Raw genomic sequence first — 17,828 nt, 5'->3', positions numbered from 1 at the left:
GGTCTCGGCGTTTCTACAGCGGATGCCGGTGGTCGCGGCATCCGCTGTCGTCAGTCCGTGCGGACGCGGGGCGACGGCGGAGGGGTGAGGTCGTCATACAGGCGCTGCTTCATCGAGTAGCGGCGCTCGGCGCGCTCCTGCAGCACCCGCTCGATCGTGCCGGCGGCGACGTCGGCGAAGATCCGGCTGCCCTCGGTTCCGGGGTGCACGTGGTCGCCCGCGAGCAGGTCCGTGCGGTCGGCGATCGCGGCCGACCAGTCGGCGACGACGACGTTGGGCCGCCCCTGGGCGAACGCGGCGAGGTCGGCGTTCACGCCGGGGATCCAGTCGCGTGGAGCATAGGCGTTCACGAGCACGACGAGCCTGTCGTCGCCGGCGGCAGCGGCCATCCCCTCGAGCGAGGACGGATCGACGGGGCCGTTGGTGCCGAGCGCGATGACGACGTACGGCCGCAGCGTGCCGCTCGCCGCGAGGGTCTCGAGGATGCCGGGCCCCGCCCACGCCGAGCGCGATACGGCCGCGTCGATGTGGATGCCCGGCAGCCGCTCGAGCAGCGCGGGTGCGGAGGCGAGCATGACGGAGTCGCCGACGGCGGTCACCTGGTCGCCGGTCACCACGACCGGTGCGACGGTGGGCTGCGGCTCCGCGGTGAGCGGGGCGACGGGTCGGGGAGTGGCGGGGGGCGTGGGGGTCGGCGCGTCTGTGGCCGCAGGAGCGGGCGTCTCCTTGGCTCGCTCGAGGGCCGCGGCTCCGGCCGCGACGACGTCTTCGCCGGTGGCGGTCAGAGGCGACATGGCGATCGCCGCCGACGTGCCGCCCACCACGAGCGTCCCCGCGACGATCGTCGCGAGTGCCCCGAGCCGGGCAGCGGGCGTGCCGCGCAGTCTGGTGAGCAGCATCCGGAATGATCCGAGGAATCCGTGGCGACGTACCGGCGTCTCGACGAAGCGGTACGACAATTCGGCTGAGGCCAGGGTGAGGGCGAGCACGCCCACGCCGATCCAGGGCGAGAAGCCGGCGTCGGGGGCCGTGCCCTGCACGCCGGCGACGACGAGGACGAGCAGCGGCCAGTGCCAGAGGTAGATGCCGTACGACCGGTCGCCGATCCAGCGCAGCACCGGCTGGTCGAGCGCGGGACCGAAGACCGAGCCCGGCCAGATCCCCGCCGCGATGGCGATGACGCTCAGCAGGCTCGCCGCCAGCACGGCGCCGGGGAAGGTTGCCGCGGTCATGGTCGGAGGCACGAGCGCGAGCGCTGCGATTGCGATGAGTGACGCACCGCCCAGGACGGCGGTGACGACGGCGGCGCGGCTCGGCATCCGACGGCCGGCGATCCGGGGCTGCACGACGGTCCAGCCGTCCGCGAGCGTCACGTCGGCCGGCGTGGGCCTCGCTCGGTGCACGACGCCGAACAGCGCGAAGGCGAGGGCGACGCCGAGCAGGATGCCGAACGCGTGCGTGTCGGTCCCGAAGTAGCCGCGGGTGATGCCGCCGGTCGATGCGACGACGCCCATCCACACGGCCGAGGCCGCGGCGAGGGCGAGGACGGCGGCGATCCGCCCCCACGCCCGCGGGATCAGCAGGAACAGGGGCAGCAGGATCGGCCACAGGACGTAGAACTGCTCTTCGACGGCGAGCGACCAGAAGTTGCGGAAGAGTTCGGGCGCCGCGGCGCTGAAGTAGCCGTCGCCTCCCGCGATCGACAGCCAGTTGTAGCTGAAGGTGAACGCTCCGAGGACCTGGGCGCCCAGACGCACGAGCACATCGCCGCCGATGACCCAGGCGGCGGTCGCGCAGACCGTCACGACGAGGGCGAGGGCGGGGAGCAGGCGTCTGGCGCGACGCCGCCAGAAGGCCCGCAGGCGGATGCGACCGGCGGCCGCGTGCTCGCGCAGCAGCAGCGTCGTGATGAGAAAGCCGCTGATGACGAAGAACACGTCGACGCCGATGAATCCACCGGGCAGCTGTGGCGGGAAGAGGTGGTACACCACGACGAGCCCCACCGCGATCGCACGGAGTCCATCCAGTCCCGCATAGCGGGTGGTGGCGGTTGCGGGCGCAGTGAACGTCATGACTTCTTCCGGGCGAGACGGACAGTCTACGTCCGGCCTCCGACAGCAGGCCGGGAGAACGCCGGGCGTCAGTAGGCTGATTCCCGTGCGGATACGTCTCGACATCGCCTACGACGGCACCCACTTCCGCGGGTGGGCGCGGCAGCCGGGTCTGCGTACCGTTCAGGGCACGCTCGAAGACGCCCTCGCCCGAATCCTGGGCGGCGAGCCGCGGCTCGTCGTCGCCGGTCGCACCGACGCCGGCGTCCACGCCGCGGGCCAGGTCGCGCACCTCGATCTCGACGACGCACAGCGCGCGCGACTCGAGGCGAGACGCGCGTCGACGACACCCGTCGACGCCCTCGCGGCGAGGATCACCGGTGTCACGGGGGCCTACTCCGACGTCGCCGTGCACCGCTCGACGCTCGCTCCCGTGGGCTTCGACGCCCGCTTCTCGGCCGTGTGGCGACGCTACGAGTACCGCATCGCCGATCGGACGGCCGGCTACGACCCCCTCGACCGATTGCGCACGACGACCGTGCGGTCCGCGCTCGACGAGCAGCAGATGGATGCCGCGGCCCGGTCTCTCGTGGGGCTGCACGACTTCGCCGCCTACTGCAAGCCCCGTGACGAGGCCACCACGATCCGCACGCTGCTCGAGTTCGGATGGCATCGAGATGACCGCGGCGTGCTCATCGCGCACGTTCGCGCGGACGCCTTCTGCCACAGCATGGTGCGCGCCCTCGTGGGGGCGTGCGTCGCGGTCGGCGAGGGCAGGCTCGATGTCGAGGACGTGGCGGACATCCGCGACGCCCGAGAGCGCGTGCCCGAGGTGAAGGTGCTCGCCGCGCGCGGGCTGACCCTGACCGAGGTCGGATACCCCGCCGATGACCTGCTCGCGACGCGTGCCGCGCAGACCCGGGCCCGCCGTGACCGCGAATGACGCGGAAGTCCTCGTCGCTCACGTGCTGTTCAGGTGCCGGGCCTAGGGTGGAGCAGTCATGAAGGTGATCTCGTACAACCTGCGCAAGCATCGCGCCGCGAGTGAGCTCGTGCAGCTCGTCGAGCACCACGGCGCCGACGTCCTCTGCCTGCAGGAAGCCGACACGACCGACATCCCCGACGCGATCGGCGGCCTGCGTCTGGCCGACGCGACGGCGCGCAACCGCCTGGGGCTCGCCGTCTACTACCGCGAGAACACCTATCGCGCGATCGAGGTGCGCTCGCTGGCGCTGAAGAAGTCGCTGCACGACCGCGTGCTCAAGCCCGCCGAAGAGCGGATGCTGGGGGTCAGGCTGCATGACATCGACGACGGCCGCGAGATCATCGTGGCGTCGTTCCACGCGGCGCCGCTCACGGCGCTCAACTCGCTGCGCCGGCATCAGATCCGCACGGCCCTGACCGAGCTGGGGCAGTTGGGTGCGGGACTTCCCGCACTCATGGTGGGCGACTACAACTACCCGGTGTTCAAGGAGAACCTCGGCCAGCAGGTGCGCGAGCAGGGGTACGAACTGAGCCTGAGCGACTCACGCACCTACACGCGCTATCGCTTCTTCCGCGGCCACTACGATTTCGCGACGTCGATCGGATTCGAGATCGAGCACGTGCGCACACTGCCGCAGGGTCTCAGCGACCATCTGCCCATCCTCGTGACGGCGCGCGTCGCCGAGCAGCAGCGCCGCGTCGACGTCGCGTGATGCAGCGATCGCGTCAGTCGGCGAGCTGACGCCGGCGCACGACGGCGGCGGTCGCGAGCGTCGCACCGGCCGCGACGAGCGCGCCACCCCCGACCCAGAGGCCCACCACAGCGCCGCTGTTCGGTCCGGTGCCGGCCAGTTCTCCTCCGGCCGTCGACGCGATCGAGACGGCCGCGGTGCCGCCCGCCGAGGATTCAGAGATCGCCGCGACGCTGTAGATGCCCGACGCGTTCGTCGGCAGGGTGATGGTGACGGGCTTCAGCGACCCGTCAGCGTCGGACTGAGCGGATCCGCTCGCCGTCGACACACCGAGACGGACCATACCGACTCGCGCTGCGCCTCCGTTCGCGCCGCTCACGGTCACCGTGACTCGCTCGTCGCTCGAGAACGTCGCCGCCGCGCAACTGATCTCGACCTCGGATCCCGCTGGGGCTGTCGCCGGCGATGCCGTGCAGGAATCGGAAGGTGGGTAGATCGTTCCGGCGTACGCGCTCACGGGGAAGCCGACGACGAGCGCTCCCGCCGCAGCGGCGATCAAGCTCGTCCGCAGGCCGCGGTGCTTCATCGTGCTCCCTCCGTGGCAGAGGGCAGCACTGTGGTGGCCCCTGCACGCTGCAGTCTATGGTGCCAGGCACGCAGCGACCACCTTCGATGGCGGGCTCAGGGTCGGCGTCGACTGCACCATGAGGTTCGGGGCAGACGGCGTCGCGGACCGCGCACGCACCGTGAGGGTCGCTGATTGGCCAGGGGCGAGGTCGACGGTGAAGCTGACGACGCGTCGCCCTTCGTGGGTTCCGCCGCCGAACCCGCCACCGGTCGAGGACTGCGCGTCGATGAGCTCGAAACCCTCGGGCAGGTATGCATAGCCGAGTGTGCGCGCCGTCCCCGGCGGCACACCGTAAATGCCGCGTCCGGTGATGTAGCCGGGAAGTGAGGCCGCGTCGGCGGGTGCCTCGCTATACAACTGGATGGTCAACGCCGCTTCACCGCTTGCACCGTCGGCGCTCATCGCGCAGGATTCCCACACGACATCGGTGCTCGACGTCAGGTAGTAGTCCATTTTCGATCCGGTGCCGTCGTTGAGGTAGACGCCGAAGCGAGCGGTGTGTTCGTCATTGACCGGCAGGCCTCCCGCGAGCGTGGTGCCCTCGAGCAGCGTTTGGTCTTCTTCGTGCGCGCTCCACAGCATGAGCCGGCGTTCGTCCGCTGCGCGCGTGAGCGCGGCCATGAGCGCTGGCGGGTCGGCGGTATCGCTCAAAAGAGCAGTGAAGACCGCAGCCGCGGCTTCGGCGAAAAACGCATCCTGCGCAGCGGGGTCTTCGAAGCGCACATAGACCTCGTTGAGCAGGATGCTCACGGCGTTCGCGGAGTTAAGTACATCGCCAGAGGCGAGTGTGACGGGCCCGGTGGCTTTGAGCAGATAGGACAGCGCGACCGGATCGACCGACAGGACGCCATCGACCTCAAGCCCGTGCTGTCGCGACCACATCTCCCGAGCGAGTGCGCCGGCGACGCTGAAGTCTGGCACCTGCGTGACGTTCTGCATCCATCGACCGGGGCGCTCGCCGTAGATCGCGATGATCTCATCGTCGAGTGGGAGGACCGGTGCGTCGTAGCGAGGGAATCCGCTCGTCGTCTCTTGTGCAGCCAACGCGATGGCGCCACCCTCGGTCTGGATCACGGCCATCGCTCCGGGGATGCCGCCGAGCGAACGCCACTCCGCGTTGTTCTGAAAGAGCACGAGGTAGTTGCGCGGTCCGTCGGTGCCCAGCATCGCAGGCAGGAGAGTGGCGGCGCGCGTGATCGCATCAGCTGAGCCTCGGGCCTCGCGGAGCATCTCGCCGACCTGGTCGACCGCCTGCTGCAGTGGTCCGACGAGCACCGAGCGATCGAGGTCATCGATGGCTATCGCGGAGCGATCGAGCACTGCTGCTGCGTCGGACGCCGCACCGCTAATCTCGCTGATCGCCGAGAAGTCGAACTGCCCGTCGCTCGGCCGGAAAGCGGTGAGCGTGAGTCCGTCGGCGGCATCCGCAATGGGGACGAGCGTCGAGTTAACGACGTCCTCCGCCACGGCGGAGATCGTGGAGAACGCCGTCAGCTGTGGTCCAACCCACGGTAGTCCTTCAGCAAGTCGCCAAATCGGGTCGCCGGTAAGCGACCGGGCGGCTGATGCATCGACAGAGAGGCCCTCGATGGCAGCAGCCGCGGCTTCGGGATCTCCTATCTGCCCGACTGCCGTGCTTGCCGATTCTTGCGCCGCGCGAAGGTGTTGGTACGCGAGCGTCCCGCGAGCAACGATCCACAAGGCGGCAGCGCAAAGGGCGATGAGAAACGCGGCGAGCGTCCAGCGAAATGCGACCCCTGCGATGCGCGTGGGTCGGGTCGTCGTGGGCTCCGTCACCCGTCCACCCTAGATCTTCGCGCTCGGGAGCCAGGCGGCATGAGGACGGTTTAAGCTCCAGTCGCCCCGCGACGTAGCGATCCGCCAGGACCGATTACTCACGGTGGTGGTCTAGCGATACGTCGTCGACAGCGACCACGGTTGGTGGTGGCCGGACGGCTTTGTCGAGCTCGGTCGTCCCGCACCCGTCAGCCCAGAGAACAGAGCGACGCACAAGAGCATGAGAATCACGGTCGAAAGATTCTGAAATGCATCTCCCCGGATAAATGAGAAGAACAGCGGCGTGAGAATCGTGGCGAGCAGAGTCTTCGTGTACCCGTTGCCTTCTCTGCGCAGAGCCAGTCTCGCTGCGGCTATGGCCACGAGCACACCGACGACGACGATCCCCGCCCACCGGAAGTTGGCGAAGGCCTCTCCGATAGCCGAGACGCTCGTCTCGATCTGGTCTGGGTAATAGAACCGTGGGACGTACGTGCGAGTGAACCACGTGTTGGCCCCCCCATCTTTCCAAGGGGCGATGTCTCCCGGGATGAACCATGACGGGACGGCCGCGTAGGTCGAACCGAGTAGCCACGGGACGTGGCCTGCGGCATCTTGTTCGTTGAGAAGGATGAGGCTGTCGAAAGGTCTCGTTTCTGCTCCCGAAGTGAGGCGTTGCAGGAGGGTGCCGACCGGGTCGTCTTGAAGAGCGCGGATTGACGCGCCCTCGTCATAGTTGCCTTCTCGCAAAAATAGCGACATCACCATGGCGCCGACCAGTAGCGCCAGGCCGGTCAGTGCGAGTGCACGGGGGGAGAACCGTGAAGGCCCAGTCTGTTTCAAGATCAGGATCGGAATGATGACACCGAGGAGCAAGGGGCCGCGTCCCCCAGTGGCGAATCCGACAGCGCAGAGAAGCAAGGCCGCTGAGATGCCGCTCCCGGTCCACTCTTTGAGACCTGCGTGACGTCGGGCAAGGATGTAGAGCGCGAGGGCAACCGTGAAGGGGATATAGCTCAACGTGAGGTAGTACCGGCCAGCGAGGAAGCTGGATCGAACAGAAACCCCGCTGAAATGGGCTTCGAACCCCCCTGACGTCTGAATAAGGAGTAGCGCGCACGCGACCGCGAAGAGAGCAACGAATACAAGGAGCACCCCCGACCTGCGTACGACATCAACGCCTATCAGGCGGGAGGGTACGGGTGCGGTTGGCCTGCCGAGCATGGCAAAGTACATCGCTCCGAAGCACCCGTAGAACACGGTCACTTGCCAAAGCGAGGTCGATCCCGCGGCAATAGCTGCTCCAGCAAACTCGCGGGTGTCGAGCAACGCGCCAGGGGTTGTCGTCCCGCTCGAGGCGATGGTGAGGGGGCGGAACGCGAAGATTAGGATTCCGCCCAGTGCAGCTATGCCCGCCGCCGTCAGAGGATGGCCAACTCGACGCATCTCGAAGACGACCAAGGCCGCTAGCGCGACTCCGAGGTTTACTGCGAGTGGAGAGTACGCTCGGCTGCCCAGGACGACGATGAGCAGTGGTGCGACGATCCACAGGAGAATCAGGTACAGCGCGACAAGAGGGGCGCCTCCTTGTCGCACTTCGCTCAGGCGTGCACCTCTGGCTAGACGCGTCATCGCGGCCATGGTATCGCCGTCGTTCTCTCACAACGTGCGTTGGTGACGCTCACTGGCGCGTCACCGAACCGAAACCGCGAAGCGTCGTACGGTGCACGTGGTCCTCGCCGTGCGCGATCGTCGCGCCGCATGCCAACTCTTGCCTCTGGCGACGCGTGCAGAAGGAAGCTAGGCGCAACGTTAGTGCTGCTTGGGCGCTCCAAGCTCGCCTCACGTAGTGACAAGAGACTCCAGAGCAAACGACAACCCAAGATTCACGCGCTCGCGTGCCCGCTGGATACGTTCTTCGTCGGCGCGGGCTGCGCGGGCAGACACGGAGACGTCCAGGTCTGAGCTCCGGGGGACTCCGAACTCGTGAGCGAAGGCCGTGACCTTTTCGCTGTCGCCGATCGCGACCATCGGCACCGATGTGAGGAGCGCAAGGTACAACGCGTGCATACGAGAGGCGTGCACTGCGCGGGCATGGGCGATCGTCTCCAGGGCGGCTGGCCACCCAATGGGGTGGGGCGTGAAATCCGCTCGCCCGCCGACTCGTTCGCGCAATTTCGGCGTCGCGTCCGCGAAGCTCTCTGATTGCGACATCGCCAGGAACAGCGGTGACGGTGCGGTGCCTGGGTTCGGCCTGGCGAAGTAGCTTTCTTTCAGGCGGTCGGTGTGTTTGTAGCTCAGCGCGACGACGTCGCGTGGGGTCTTTGCGTCACTCGAAGGGACGCCACTGATGAGGCTGTCAGCGGCAGCGAGCAAAACGGCATCCGCGGCGAGTTCGGCGTTGCCTCGCAGCTGCTCTCGAACGCGCTCGAGTGAGGCAGTGTCTCTCACCCAAACGGTCCTGCCACGAACCGCAAGTCGGAGGAGGAGCCGTGGGATTTTGCGGGTGACTGTGTCGCTTCCAACTGCAAAGAACACAAGTGGCCGACGCGCGGCCCAGGCGAGGGCCGAGACGGCCGCGCACAGCCGTGGCAGACCGCCCCAAGATCGACCGCCGTCATCCTGCAGGAGTGTTCCTCCTCCGACGATGACAGCGTCTGATTGGCGAATGGCGCGGAACAGTTCCTTGACACCGCTGAGGTGTCGGCGCGGTCCGGAGCCGAAAAGTCTAGGTCCTCCGAAGTCCACAGCCTCGGCACGATGTCCGCGCTCCACTAATTCGGCCAGGAGAACGTCGGTGAGGAACGCGTCGCCCAAGTTGATCGGAGCGCCGCCCGCATCGGAACGATCCGCTGAAACGACGAGGATTCTGAGAGCGGTCATTATTCTCCTCTAATGCTGCTGCCGATGACGGATGAGGGTGGCAAGGATGATGCCCAGGATCACTTCGGCCCCGACCATGGTGAGGACGGCCGCTGTCGTTCCCCAGAGGGGAACGGAGAGTAGGGAACCGACGACAGCGAGGACACCGACGATCAGCGACGCGAGTGTCTTGTGATTCACCTGGCCGCGCGCTAGGAGGAACGCGGTGAGCATGTAGTTCCCGAACTTCAAAGGAACGGTCAAGCAGAGCAGACCGACTATGAAGCTGGGTTCGAACTGCGTATCGAAGACGAACTGAAGCAACGGTGTTGCCGCCCACACGATGGGTGCCAGTAGCCCACCGGTGGCAACGGCCGCGATCCAAATCGGACGAGCGCGCAGCGGCCTGGCCCGAATCCGGGGCATCAGTTGTTGGCTAGCAGTGGCAGGCAAAATCTCGAGCGGCTGGATAACTCGCAACGCGATCGCCAGCGATGCAACCGCAGCCACTGGTGCGACCGCCGTGGCGATCAGGAATGGGACCTGTGTATAGATGCCGCTCACGGCGCCGGAGATCCCGAACTGGATCAGCGCTCCCACGGATACCCCCGGCCCTTCACTCGAAGTCGAGCGCCAGGCGAGAAAGAACATCGTGGTCAACACCACGAGGGACGCGGCGGGCAGCGCCAACACGAATGCCATCGACCCCAGCAGAAGACCGACTAGCGCGAGGATCAACTTGGTCGCGCCCAGCGCGCCATCGCCGAACGCATATGCGAGGTCGCGGCCAGCTTGAAGTTGAACGGCTCGTACGGCACGGGTGGCGGAGTCGAGCGCCTGCGACAGTGCGTAGCATCCCACATACAACAGTGCGAACGCCGCGTCTTCCCACGGCAGGGTGATCATCGAAAAAGCTGTGGCCAGCACTGCACCCGCAAACGCGATGGTGCCCTGGACGGTAGCCGCGCCGATCATCATCCTTCGACTGACTTGGTCTCGGGTCAGAAGATACGATGAACCCCCGGCATCAGAGAAGACCGCAAAGGCCGCCACGACGCCGAAGGACGCCAGCACCGCGGCTCGATCGTTGACCGGGGCTGTCTGGGCGACAGCGGCCAGCACGAGTAGCTGCGCGAGTCGCACGCCCACAGACGCGACTAAAGGCGCCCCCAGGTGGAACAGCCTCACGTTCACCGTGGTTTGCGGCTGGTTTCGCGTGCCTGCAGCTCGGAACGCACCTGGGAAACGACATGAGCCCATGTCTGCGACTCCTTGACACCTGCCGATAAGCGCACACGGCTGGCGAGCGCCTCCTGAATGGCAGCGCCGAGTGACGACGGCTCCGGTGACGCGACCACCGAATGATCAGGGAACAGCTCCGTGATTCCGCTGTCCGCGGTGATGACGGCAGGAACTCCGAGGAACTGGGCTTCAGCGACGGGGAGGCCGAAGCCTTCGTCGCTGGAAGCGAGGATGATCGCGCTGGCTGAGGCCACGGTCGACTGGTATTCCTCCTCGGTGACGAATCCCGGCAGTTGCAGACGGTGTTCGAGGCCCAACCTTGCTGCGCGAGCCGCGAGTTCATCCGCGTATGCTCCACGTGCACCCAAGATCACGAGGTCGTAGTCCCGCAATGCGTTTCCCGCGGATGCCAAAGCATCGAGGACGAGCTCCGGTCGCTTGTTGTTGTGGTGGCCGAACGTCACGAGGTGGTTGCTCCCCTCTCGCCCGACCGGCGAGGTCACCCAGCGGCGGGCGTGGTCTCTTCCGTTCTCGACAAGCGTCGTGCGAGGCCGATGGGAGTAGGCGTGTGTCTCCGCGACCGCTTTGGCTGAGATGCAGAAGTTCATCCCGGCGTAACTCGCGGATGCCTGCCAGAGGACTCGGTAGATCCGCTGCGCGAGGGGAAACTCGCTCGGGTTCTTTTTGTGACGCCAATCGTGCTGAAAGCACGAAGACCTAGCTCGAGGTACAAATGGGGACACGATCGGGCTCAGCGAGATCACGTGGTCTGCGCGTCGTCTTCTAGCGACCCACGGGGTGATCAGCATCTGACCGGCGGCCCGGCGGAGTGAGCGTTCGTTGTTCACGACGGTGACTTCGAGCCCGAGCGGCTCGAAGTCAGTGCGTGCCCATTCTCCGCCGACTACAACAAGCTCATCTGCGGGGAAGATCTCGGTCCAGGTCGTGATGATCTCCGTGCCGTGAAGGCGCATGCCGCCGGACCGTTCGGGGGCGCCGAGGATGTCGAAGACGATTCTCATCGGCGCGGCCACCCCTTCTCCGACAGGTTTCGTGCCGAGCGAGTCGGCCAAGGCGAGAGAAGTCGTGGATATCGCGAGTAGAACTTCATCATCGACGGCAGCTCTCGTCTCCACGCAGCGAGATCGAGGGTCGTTGTTTCGCGCGCCCAACCGTGCACCCACCGCGCATGGCCCGAAACGATACGGCGGATGCCTCTCCGCGCTGCACGCAGCCCGAGATCTGAATCTTCGTAATAGACGAAGAACCGCTCGTCCCATGGGCCCAGCGCGTCGAACGTGGTCCTGCTGCCCAGCACCGCAGCGCCCATGAACCATACGACGTCGATGTCGGCACCCGGTGGGGCAAAGCGGCGATAGTCAGAGGGGCGGTCCTCGGCTTCAACGCGGTTCAGCACCTTGTTCGCGAGGAACGGGTATCCACGGCCGTTCGGCTGCGGTCGTCCGTCAGGATAGAGGAGCTGCGGGCTCACGATCGCACCTGTGCGCTCGATCAGTTCTCTAAGTCGATCGAGCGACCCCAAGTTCACGGTGATGTCCGGGTTCACGAACGCGACGAAGGGCGCCGCGCTCGCTTCGAAACCGACGTTGTTGGCTCCACCGAACCCACGATTCCGGTCAAGCGGTACGACGCGTGCGCCTAGAGACCGTGCGACCTCGACCGAGTCATCCTGAGACGCGTTGTCGACGACGATCCACTCGACGTTGTCGTTGAGAGGCAGGTCGCCCCAGAATTCTGCGAGCTTGGAAGCACTGTTGTAGGTGACCGTGATCAACGCCCATTCGGGCGCCCTGCTCTCCGGCTGTTCGTCAGGTTCGTTGATCATCAGTGTGCGCTCTCTCCGGGGCTTACGACGGCACGGACCGTCTTGACGAGGATTGCGATGTCGCCCAGCAATGACCAGTTCTCGACGTAGTACAAGTCGAGGCGGACGGTCTGATCCCAATCGAGAGTGCTGCGGCCGCTCACCTGCCACAGCCCTGTGATTCCAGGTCTGGCGAGGAGACGCCGCCGCGCGGCTTCCGAGTACAGAGCCACTTCGGCTGCAACCTGGGGGCGCGGGCCAACCAGGCTCATGGATCCGCCGAGGACATCGAAAAGCTGTGGCAGTTCGTCGAGGGAGTACTTGCGGATGAACCGGCCCACGCGGGTGATGCGCGGGTCGTCCTGAATTTTGAACAGCGGGCGCGTCGACGTGCCCTGCGCCTTGAGTAGGGCGGCGAGTTCGTCGTCGGCGCCCACACGCATCGAACGGAATTTGTGCATGCGGAACGGCTCGCCGTTGATCCCGATCCGTTCGTGGCTGAAGAGCAGGGGGCCCCGGCTGGTGCCCTTCACTGCAATCATCACCGTGAGTAGGACGGGCGAAAGCAGGACGACGAGCACGGCAGATGTCACGACGTCGAACGTTCTCTTCACGAAGCGTTGTCCCCGAGAGAATCGTGGCGTCTCCACATGGATCAGGGGCAGACCGGCGACCGGTCGCGTGTGGATCCGTGGGCCGGCGATGTCGACGATGTTCGGGGCAAGCACGAGATGCTGACGCCCCGCCTCAAGTGCCCAGGAGATCTCCTTGACCTTGTGGGGTGGTAAATCGTCGGTGCTGGTCACGGCGACGGTATCCGCCTCCGTCGATGCGATTGCTCTCTCGACGGCGTCGACGGTACCCATGATCGGAATGTCACTGCCCGGGACCGTCTCGGCGATCCGCCCCGAGGGAACGCATGCACCGATCACCCGGTATCCGGCCGCGGGTGTGCGAGCGAGTTCATGCGCGACTTGCGCAACCGACTCCATCGAACCGACGAGGAGAACGCGAGCGGAGTACTTGCCTACCCGGCGCTGAGCGTCAAGCCAGCCACGCCACAGCCACCGCGACACGATGAGAACCGCGACGCCGAGCGGGAGGCTGATGAGCAGGTAGCCTCGCGCGACATCCACTCGGAACAGGAAGGCGAGGATGGCGATGACGCCGAAGAGCCGGAAACTTGCGTCGGCCACCCTTACGTACTCGGTCGTGCCGACGCCGATCACGCGATCGCTTCGTGTGTCGGAGAGAGCAAGCGCCAACATCCAGGCAGCCACGAGCACCGCCGAGAACACCCAGTAGGTAACGACGGGGAGGCCCTCCACCCCGTTCGACTCGGTTCCGAACCACAAAACGTGAACGCCGAAGACGACCCAGACGAGGACAAGGAAATCGCTGAGAAGTAGACGCCGTGCGTAACTTCGACGCCAGCCGCCATGGTGTCGAGCCGGCACGGAGGAAGCGGCCGCGACGATGGGCCCCGAGCGCGTCGATTCTGCCGCGGAATGCGCGCCCGTCTCCGTGATTTCCACTGTTACAACTGCGCCCTTCGTCGTCGGGAGTCATCGCCGACTCGAAATTGTGCGGAGCGATGCGCGATAGGGACATCTCGGGCGCATTTCACAATCGCGATCGCGAAACCAACGTTAGCAGGCGAATTGTGCCGCTCGGCTACATTCGGGAAGCGATCATTCGAGACTTCGTAAAACACCGACGTACCGTTATCGGTTAGCGCTCTATCGCTCGATCAAGAATCCCCGATGGAGCGCGCGCTCGTGTCGTTAGCGGCGTGTTCCGCGGCCACGCCCGTCTTGCGGGGGGCTCGGCTGCGGGGGACCGAAAGTTTCGTCCAGCCATTCCGAATCGGATTGCCCTCGGACACGGGTCGTTGAGTCTGGGCTCGTCGAAGGGGCGCCGGAGTGCTGCCCCGAGGATCGCGAGGACACCTGCGGGACGGGGCTCGAACTGGCGCGGCGGCGAGAGCGCTTCGTGGACGGGCTCGCCTCGCCCTCTGGCTCATACCCGTAGCCGTAACCGTACGTGTAGTAAGAATCAGGGCCGCGCATCGGCACCATCGTCAGGACGATGCCCGCGATCTTCGCCCCGATCGTGGTCAGCGCATCGAGGGCCTGGGAGAACTGATGACGGTTCGTCTTGCCGGTAGCGACGATGACGATCGCTCCACTGGTCGCCTTGGCGAGGATGGCGGCGTCGGTGACGGGGAGCAGCGGCGGGGCATCGCACAGGACGACATCGAACTCTCGTTCCAGTGTGTGCAGAAGCTTGTGCATCTGTGCGGACCCGAGCAGCTCGCTGGGGTTCGGCGGAACCTTCCCTGCGGCCAGGACATACAGGCTCCGCCGGCCCCACTTCTGGATGACATCCGTCACATCCGCGCGCCCGATCAAGACGTCGGTGAGTCCCGCACCCCCCTCGATGCCGAGGTATTCGGCGACCTTGGGTTTGCGCAGGTCGGCATCGAGTAGCGCTACGCGCTTGCCTGCATCCGCGAGCGCGATCGCGAGGTTGATGGTGCTGGTCGTCTTGCCTTCGTTGGGCAGGCTCGACGTGACCACGAAGGACGACCTGCCGCCCATGTCGAGGAACTGCAGGTTGGTGCGAAGGGCGCGAAAGGACTCGGCCCGCGGACTGAGCGGATCGGCATGCACGATCAGCGGGCGGTCCTTCGCCTTCGGGTCGAAGACGATGGTGCCGATGAGGGGACGGTCGGTGATCTGCTCCAGGTCGCGCGGAGTGCGGATCCGCGTGTCCAGCAGCGTGCGCAGGACAGCGATCGCGATCCCTGCGGCGAGGCCGAGGAGGGCCCCCAGCGCGAGGTTCAGCGAGACGTTCGGGCTGGAGGGGGCGAGCGGAGGAAGGGCGTCACGAACTCTGGTCAGGCGTACGGGGCTCTCCGCCTCGCCCACCGCTTCGATCGACTCCACGGCAGAGGTCAGGCTCGCGCCGAGGGCGTTGGCGATGTCTGCGGCGGCGATCGGATCCGAGTCTGTCACGGTGATCGTGATGAGGGTCGTGTTGATGGCGCTCGTTGCCGCGATCTTTGACGCGAGCTCGTTGGCTGTCATTCCCAGTTCGAGCTCGGCGATCACCGGGTTCGTCACGATCGGCGTCGTGACGAGCGTGGCGTAGGTAGCCACACGAGACTGGGTGAAGTTCGACCCTTGCTGGAGTTCGACGATCGTGCCGCCGGTCTGAGTCGACACGAAGACCGTGCTTTGCGCCTCGTACTGTGGCGTTCGGGTGAACGAGTAGCCGGCTGCAACGGCGACGCCGAGGAGGGCGGCGACGACGATGACGATCCAGTTCTTGCGCAGGATCCGGATGTAATCGGTGAGCTCCATGACGCCTTTCGAGGTCGCGCGGTCCGCGGCCAATACTGACACAGCCTTGCGCAGATGGATCCGAGCGGCGGTCAGGCGGAGAGGGCAGACCGGATCAGGCTGACGACGCTTCGGACGGCGGGTTGCAACTCGGCGGCCGACTGCTCATAGATCTCCCACGCTCGTCGGTACGGATCGATCACGTCGTCGTCTGCGGGATCATCCGGGGGCGGCGCGACGCCGCGCATGGTCGAGACGAGGTGGGAGAGCGCGCGGACCCGGGCAGAGGGTGCACCGCCGACGGATGCCACGGTCTCACGGACGTCGTCAGGCGAGATTTCCCTCGTCAGCCGCGCGAACTCGCGGATCGTGAAGGTCGAGCGCACTCGGGAAGGCGCGGTCTCGGCGACCGCTTTGCGATGAGCGCGCGTCATGGTGAGGATCAGGTCGGGGGAGTGCAGCAGGTCCTCGGTGAGGATGCGGCCGCGGTGGTCGGCGGCATCTGTTTCGGTCACACCCAGCTGAACGGCGATCCGCTGCGCCTCGGGCGTCATGGGGGACGCCGTCAGACCGTGCGTTCCTGCACTCGAGACGGTTGCGCCGAGGTCTCTCAGATGGTCACGCAGCAACTGTTCAGCGACAGGGGATCGGCAGACGTTGCCCGTGCAGACGGTGAGGATCTCGAACATCGGGTCCTCCGGGGCGCGGGGCTAACGTGGACGGGTGGCTGACCACTCTAGCGATCGTGTCGGGCCCAGCTCTGCCGTGACGGCGAGCGAAGCGCTTGCTCGACTGCCGCGGACCGCGCGCACGGACTGGCGGCTCGGCGGGCGCACGGTGCGGCGGTGGAGAGAGCCGCTCCTCGCTCTCGCGCTCGGAGTCCTCGCGCTCACGCTGCTCGCCGGGGCGATCCTCGAGTGGGTGTGGCCTGCGATGGCCTTCCTCCCGACCGTCCTGCCCTGGGCGGGGATGGTGGCCGTGTGCGTCTACGCGCTGACGCGGTCGCGTCCGGTGGGTCTGTTCCGGTTCCATCCTCTCGACGTGCTCTACGGTGTCGTCCTCGGTGTCATGCTGCGAATGGCTCAGGGGTGGGCCGAGGTCGGGCTCTCCGGTCGAGCATCCTTCCCGTCGTTCCCTCTCGTGGACGGGCGAGTGGGCGTGGAGTCCTGGCTCCTCGACGTGGCGGGTGCCATCCTGATCGGGCCCACGGTCGAGGAGTTCTTCTTCCGCGTCGTCATCCTGGTGACGATCTACAACCTGCTCCGCCGCCCTTTCGGCCGTGGAACCGCGGGCGCCATCTCGGTGCTTGCGAGCTCGGGTGTGTTCGTGATCGCTCACGTCGTGGTGGCCGGCAGTGACGCCAGCAGCATGATCGCCGTCGCCGGTCTCGGCCTGGTCTGTGGCCTGCTCGTCGTGCTCACCGGACGTGTGTGGGCAGCCGTGATCACCCATAGCTGCTTCAACGCGTCGTATGTCTTGCTCGCCGCCGTCGGCACTGTCTGGGGATAGCGGGTCAGACACTATCCGCACGGACTTCGGTCGTTTTCGGTCGTCGCGTGTGGCGCATTCTGTTCGTGCCGTGTCCTCCGAACGGTGGACACTATGCGGAATTATGTCCCCCATGCGGTGGACATAATGCTTCCCCCTGTCGGCCATTCGGGGGACATTAGCACCTTCTAATGTGGCGAAATCCGCCCGCTTTATCTCTGCTCGGACAGAAAGCGCACAGATACCCTGCGCGCAATCGGGTGGAGCGAATACCCGCCCCTTACGTAACGTCGGGCGAAACGAGAAATACACACCGGCGTTGGCGCGCTACCTCAGAATCGACCGCTTGCATCTCGAGGGACTGAACTCATGCTGAAGAAGACACTCGCCGTTGTCGGCCTCGCCGGCGCGCTCATGATCGGCTCCGCTTCGGCGGCATTCGCGGACAACTACCCGCCCGCAGCGAACGTGACCGTCGCCGCCCCCACCATCACCCCCGGCGGCTCGACCGTCATCACCGCGACGGGCCTGGGTGACCGCACATCGGTCACGTTCAGCGTCTCGGGCAGCCCGGGAGCCACCCTCACCTCGCTCGTCGTCGCCGCGGGATCGTCCTACGCGAGTGTCAACAAGCCCGTCGTCGACGGCACGGCGTCGGCGACCTTCTCGGCCTCGACGCCGGGCAACTTCACCGTCACGATCAGCGACGGAGCCACGATCCTCGGCACGAGCTCGATCTCGGTCGCCGATCCCGCCGGGGCCGGCGGCAGCGGTGGCAGCGGATCAGAACTTCCTCCGACCGGTGGCGCGGTTCCCGCGACGGTCATCTGGGCCGGCGTCGGGGCGATCGGCCTCGGCGGCATCGCCGTTGCCGCGGTGGCTGCACGCCGCCGCACGCAGAGCCGCTGAGCGAACAGCTCGCAGCGCTGACCCCGA

The 17,828-nt window shown here is 66.3% G+C and carries 15 protein-coding genes; 4 read left to right on the top strand and 11 right to left on the bottom strand.

The annotated features are described in order from the left end of the window. Window positions 1-50: 50 nt before the first annotated feature. Complete coding sequence (locus tag ACFC3F_RS13035) at window positions 51-2,072, bottom strand: acyltransferase family protein (RefSeq protein ID WP_376130391.1); 2,022 nt, start codon at window positions 2,070-2,072, stop codon at window positions 51-53. A gap of 85 nt (window positions 2,073-2,157) precedes the next feature. Between ACFC3F_RS13035 and truA the strand changes: the two genes are divergently transcribed. Continuing rightward, entirely contained in the window at window positions 2,158-2,994 is an 837-nt protein-coding gene (gene truA / locus ACFC3F_RS13030; RefSeq protein ID WP_376130388.1) for a tRNA pseudouridine(38-40) synthase TruA, read from the top strand. A 58-nt stretch (window positions 2,995-3,052) separates the two neighbouring features. After that, window positions 3,053-3,748, top strand: a complete 696-nt coding sequence (locus tag ACFC3F_RS13025) for an endonuclease/exonuclease/phosphatase family protein (RefSeq protein ID WP_376130385.1) — start codon at window positions 3,053-3,055, stop codon at window positions 3,746-3,748. Window positions 3,749-3,761: 13 nt separating this feature from the next. Here ACFC3F_RS13025 and ACFC3F_RS13020 read toward each other — a convergent pair whose 3' ends face one another. The 10 genes from ACFC3F_RS13020 to ACFC3F_RS12975 all read right to left on the bottom strand — a co-directional run bounded on the left by ACFC3F_RS13020 (window position 3,762) and on the right by ACFC3F_RS12975 (window position 16,093). After that, complete coding sequence (locus ACFC3F_RS13020; protein ID WP_376130382.1) at window positions 3,762-4,313, bottom strand: cell wall protein; 552 nt, start codon at window positions 4,311-4,313, stop codon at window positions 3,762-3,764. Window positions 4,314-4,367: 54 nt separating this feature from the next. Further along, window positions 4,368-5,822: a DUF4012 domain-containing protein gene (locus ACFC3F_RS13015; protein WP_376130379.1), complete on the bottom strand. Its 1,455-nt coding sequence runs from the start codon at window positions 5,820-5,822 to the stop codon at window positions 4,368-4,370. Between the two features lie 441 nt (window positions 5,823-6,263). Continuing rightward, entirely contained in the window at window positions 6,264-7,772 is a 1,509-nt protein-coding gene (locus ACFC3F_RS13010) for an O-antigen polymerase (RefSeq protein ID WP_376130376.1), read from the bottom strand. 201 nt (window positions 7,773-7,973) lie between these two features. Next, window positions 7,974-9,014, bottom strand: coding sequence for a polysaccharide pyruvyl transferase family protein (locus ACFC3F_RS13005; protein ID WP_376130373.1), 1,041 nt, complete (start codon window positions 9,012-9,014; stop codon window positions 7,974-7,976). Window positions 9,015-9,023: 9 nt separating this feature from the next. Beyond that, the gene (locus ACFC3F_RS13000; protein WP_376130370.1) at window positions 9,024-10,142 is read right to left on the bottom strand and encodes a hypothetical protein; all 1,119 of its coding nucleotides are present in this window, start codon (window positions 10,140-10,142) and stop codon (window positions 9,024-9,026) included. Window positions 10,143-10,183: 41 nt separating this feature from the next. Further along, on the bottom strand, window positions 10,184-11,269 hold the full coding sequence (locus ACFC3F_RS12995) for a glycosyltransferase (RefSeq protein ID WP_376130367.1): 1,086 nt from the start codon (window positions 11,267-11,269) through the stop codon (window positions 10,184-10,186). After that, window positions 11,254-12,081 carry a glycosyltransferase gene (locus ACFC3F_RS12990; protein ID WP_376130364.1) on the bottom strand — a complete coding sequence of 276 codons (828 nt, stop codon included), beginning with the start codon at window positions 12,079-12,081 and terminating at the stop codon, window positions 11,254-11,256. Before ACFC3F_RS12990 ends, ACFC3F_RS12995 begins: the two co-directional genes overlap by 16 nt. Further along, complete coding sequence (locus ACFC3F_RS12985) at window positions 12,081-13,595, bottom strand: sugar transferase (protein WP_376130363.1); 1,515 nt, start codon at window positions 13,593-13,595, stop codon at window positions 12,081-12,083. Before ACFC3F_RS12985 ends, ACFC3F_RS12990 begins: the two co-directional genes overlap by 1 nt. 249 nt (window positions 13,596-13,844) lie before the next feature. Beyond that, entirely contained in the window at window positions 13,845-15,425 is a 1,581-nt protein-coding gene (locus ACFC3F_RS12980; RefSeq protein WP_376130361.1) for a polysaccharide biosynthesis tyrosine autokinase, read from the bottom strand. Window positions 15,426-15,496: 71 nt separating this feature from the next. Then, window positions 15,497-16,093, bottom strand: coding sequence for a low molecular weight phosphatase family protein (locus tag ACFC3F_RS12975; RefSeq protein ID WP_376130358.1), 597 nt, complete (start codon window positions 16,091-16,093; stop codon window positions 15,497-15,499). A 34-nt stretch (window positions 16,094-16,127) separates the two neighbouring features. Between ACFC3F_RS12975 and ACFC3F_RS12970 the strand changes: the two genes are divergently transcribed. Further along, on the top strand, window positions 16,128-16,913 hold the full coding sequence (locus ACFC3F_RS12970; RefSeq protein ID WP_376130355.1) for a lysostaphin resistance A-like protein: 786 nt from the start codon (window positions 16,128-16,130) through the stop codon (window positions 16,911-16,913). A 348-nt stretch (window positions 16,914-17,261) separates the two neighbouring features. Next, window positions 17,262-17,801 (top strand): hypothetical protein, encoded by a 540-nt coding sequence (locus ACFC3F_RS12965; protein WP_376130353.1) that lies wholly within the window; start codon window positions 17,262-17,264, stop codon window positions 17,799-17,801. Window positions 17,802-17,828 lie beyond the last annotated feature (27 nt).

The organism is Microbacterium sp. NPDC055910 (assembly GCF_042271185.1).
In the GTDB taxonomy this organism is placed as follows: domain Bacteria; phylum Actinomycetota; class Actinomycetes; order Actinomycetales; family Microbacteriaceae; genus Microbacterium.
This window is presented reverse-complemented; position numbering and strand designations above follow the sequence as displayed.

What these genes read in the sequence shown, in the direction of transcription:
- ACFC3F_RS13035 (WP_376130391.1), bottom strand. Translation starts at nt 2,072, where the DNA reads ATGACGTTCACTGCGCCCGCAACCGCCACCACCCGCTATGCGGGACTG.
- ACFC3F_RS13025 (WP_376130385.1), top strand. Translation starts at nt 3,053, where the DNA reads ATGAAGGTGATCTCGTACAACCTGCGCAAGCATCGCGCCGCGAGTGAG.
- ACFC3F_RS13020 (WP_376130382.1), bottom strand. Translation starts at nt 4,313, where the DNA reads ATGAAGCACCGCGGCCTGCGGACGAGCTTGATCGCCGCTGCGGCGGGA.
- ACFC3F_RS13010 (WP_376130376.1), bottom strand. Translation starts at nt 7,772, where the DNA reads ATGGCCGCGATGACGCGTCTAGCCAGAGGTGCACGCCTGAGCGAAGTG.
- ACFC3F_RS13005 (WP_376130373.1), bottom strand. Translation starts at nt 9,014, where the DNA reads ATGACCGCTCTCAGAATCCTCGTCGTTTCAGCGGATCGTTCCGATGCG.
- ACFC3F_RS12990 (WP_376130364.1), bottom strand. Translation starts at nt 12,081, where the DNA reads ATGATCAACGAACCTGACGAACAGCCGGAGAGCAGGGCGCCCGAATGG.
- ACFC3F_RS12980 (WP_376130361.1), bottom strand. Translation starts at nt 15,425, where the DNA reads ATGGAGCTCACCGATTACATCCGGATCCTGCGCAAGAACTGGATCGTC.
- ACFC3F_RS12975 (WP_376130358.1), bottom strand. Translation starts at nt 16,093, where the DNA reads ATGTTCGAGATCCTCACCGTCTGCACGGGCAACGTCTGCCGATCCCCT.
- ACFC3F_RS12965 (WP_376130353.1), top strand. Translation starts at nt 17,262, where the DNA reads ATGCTGAAGAAGACACTCGCCGTTGTCGGCCTCGCCGGCGCGCTCATG.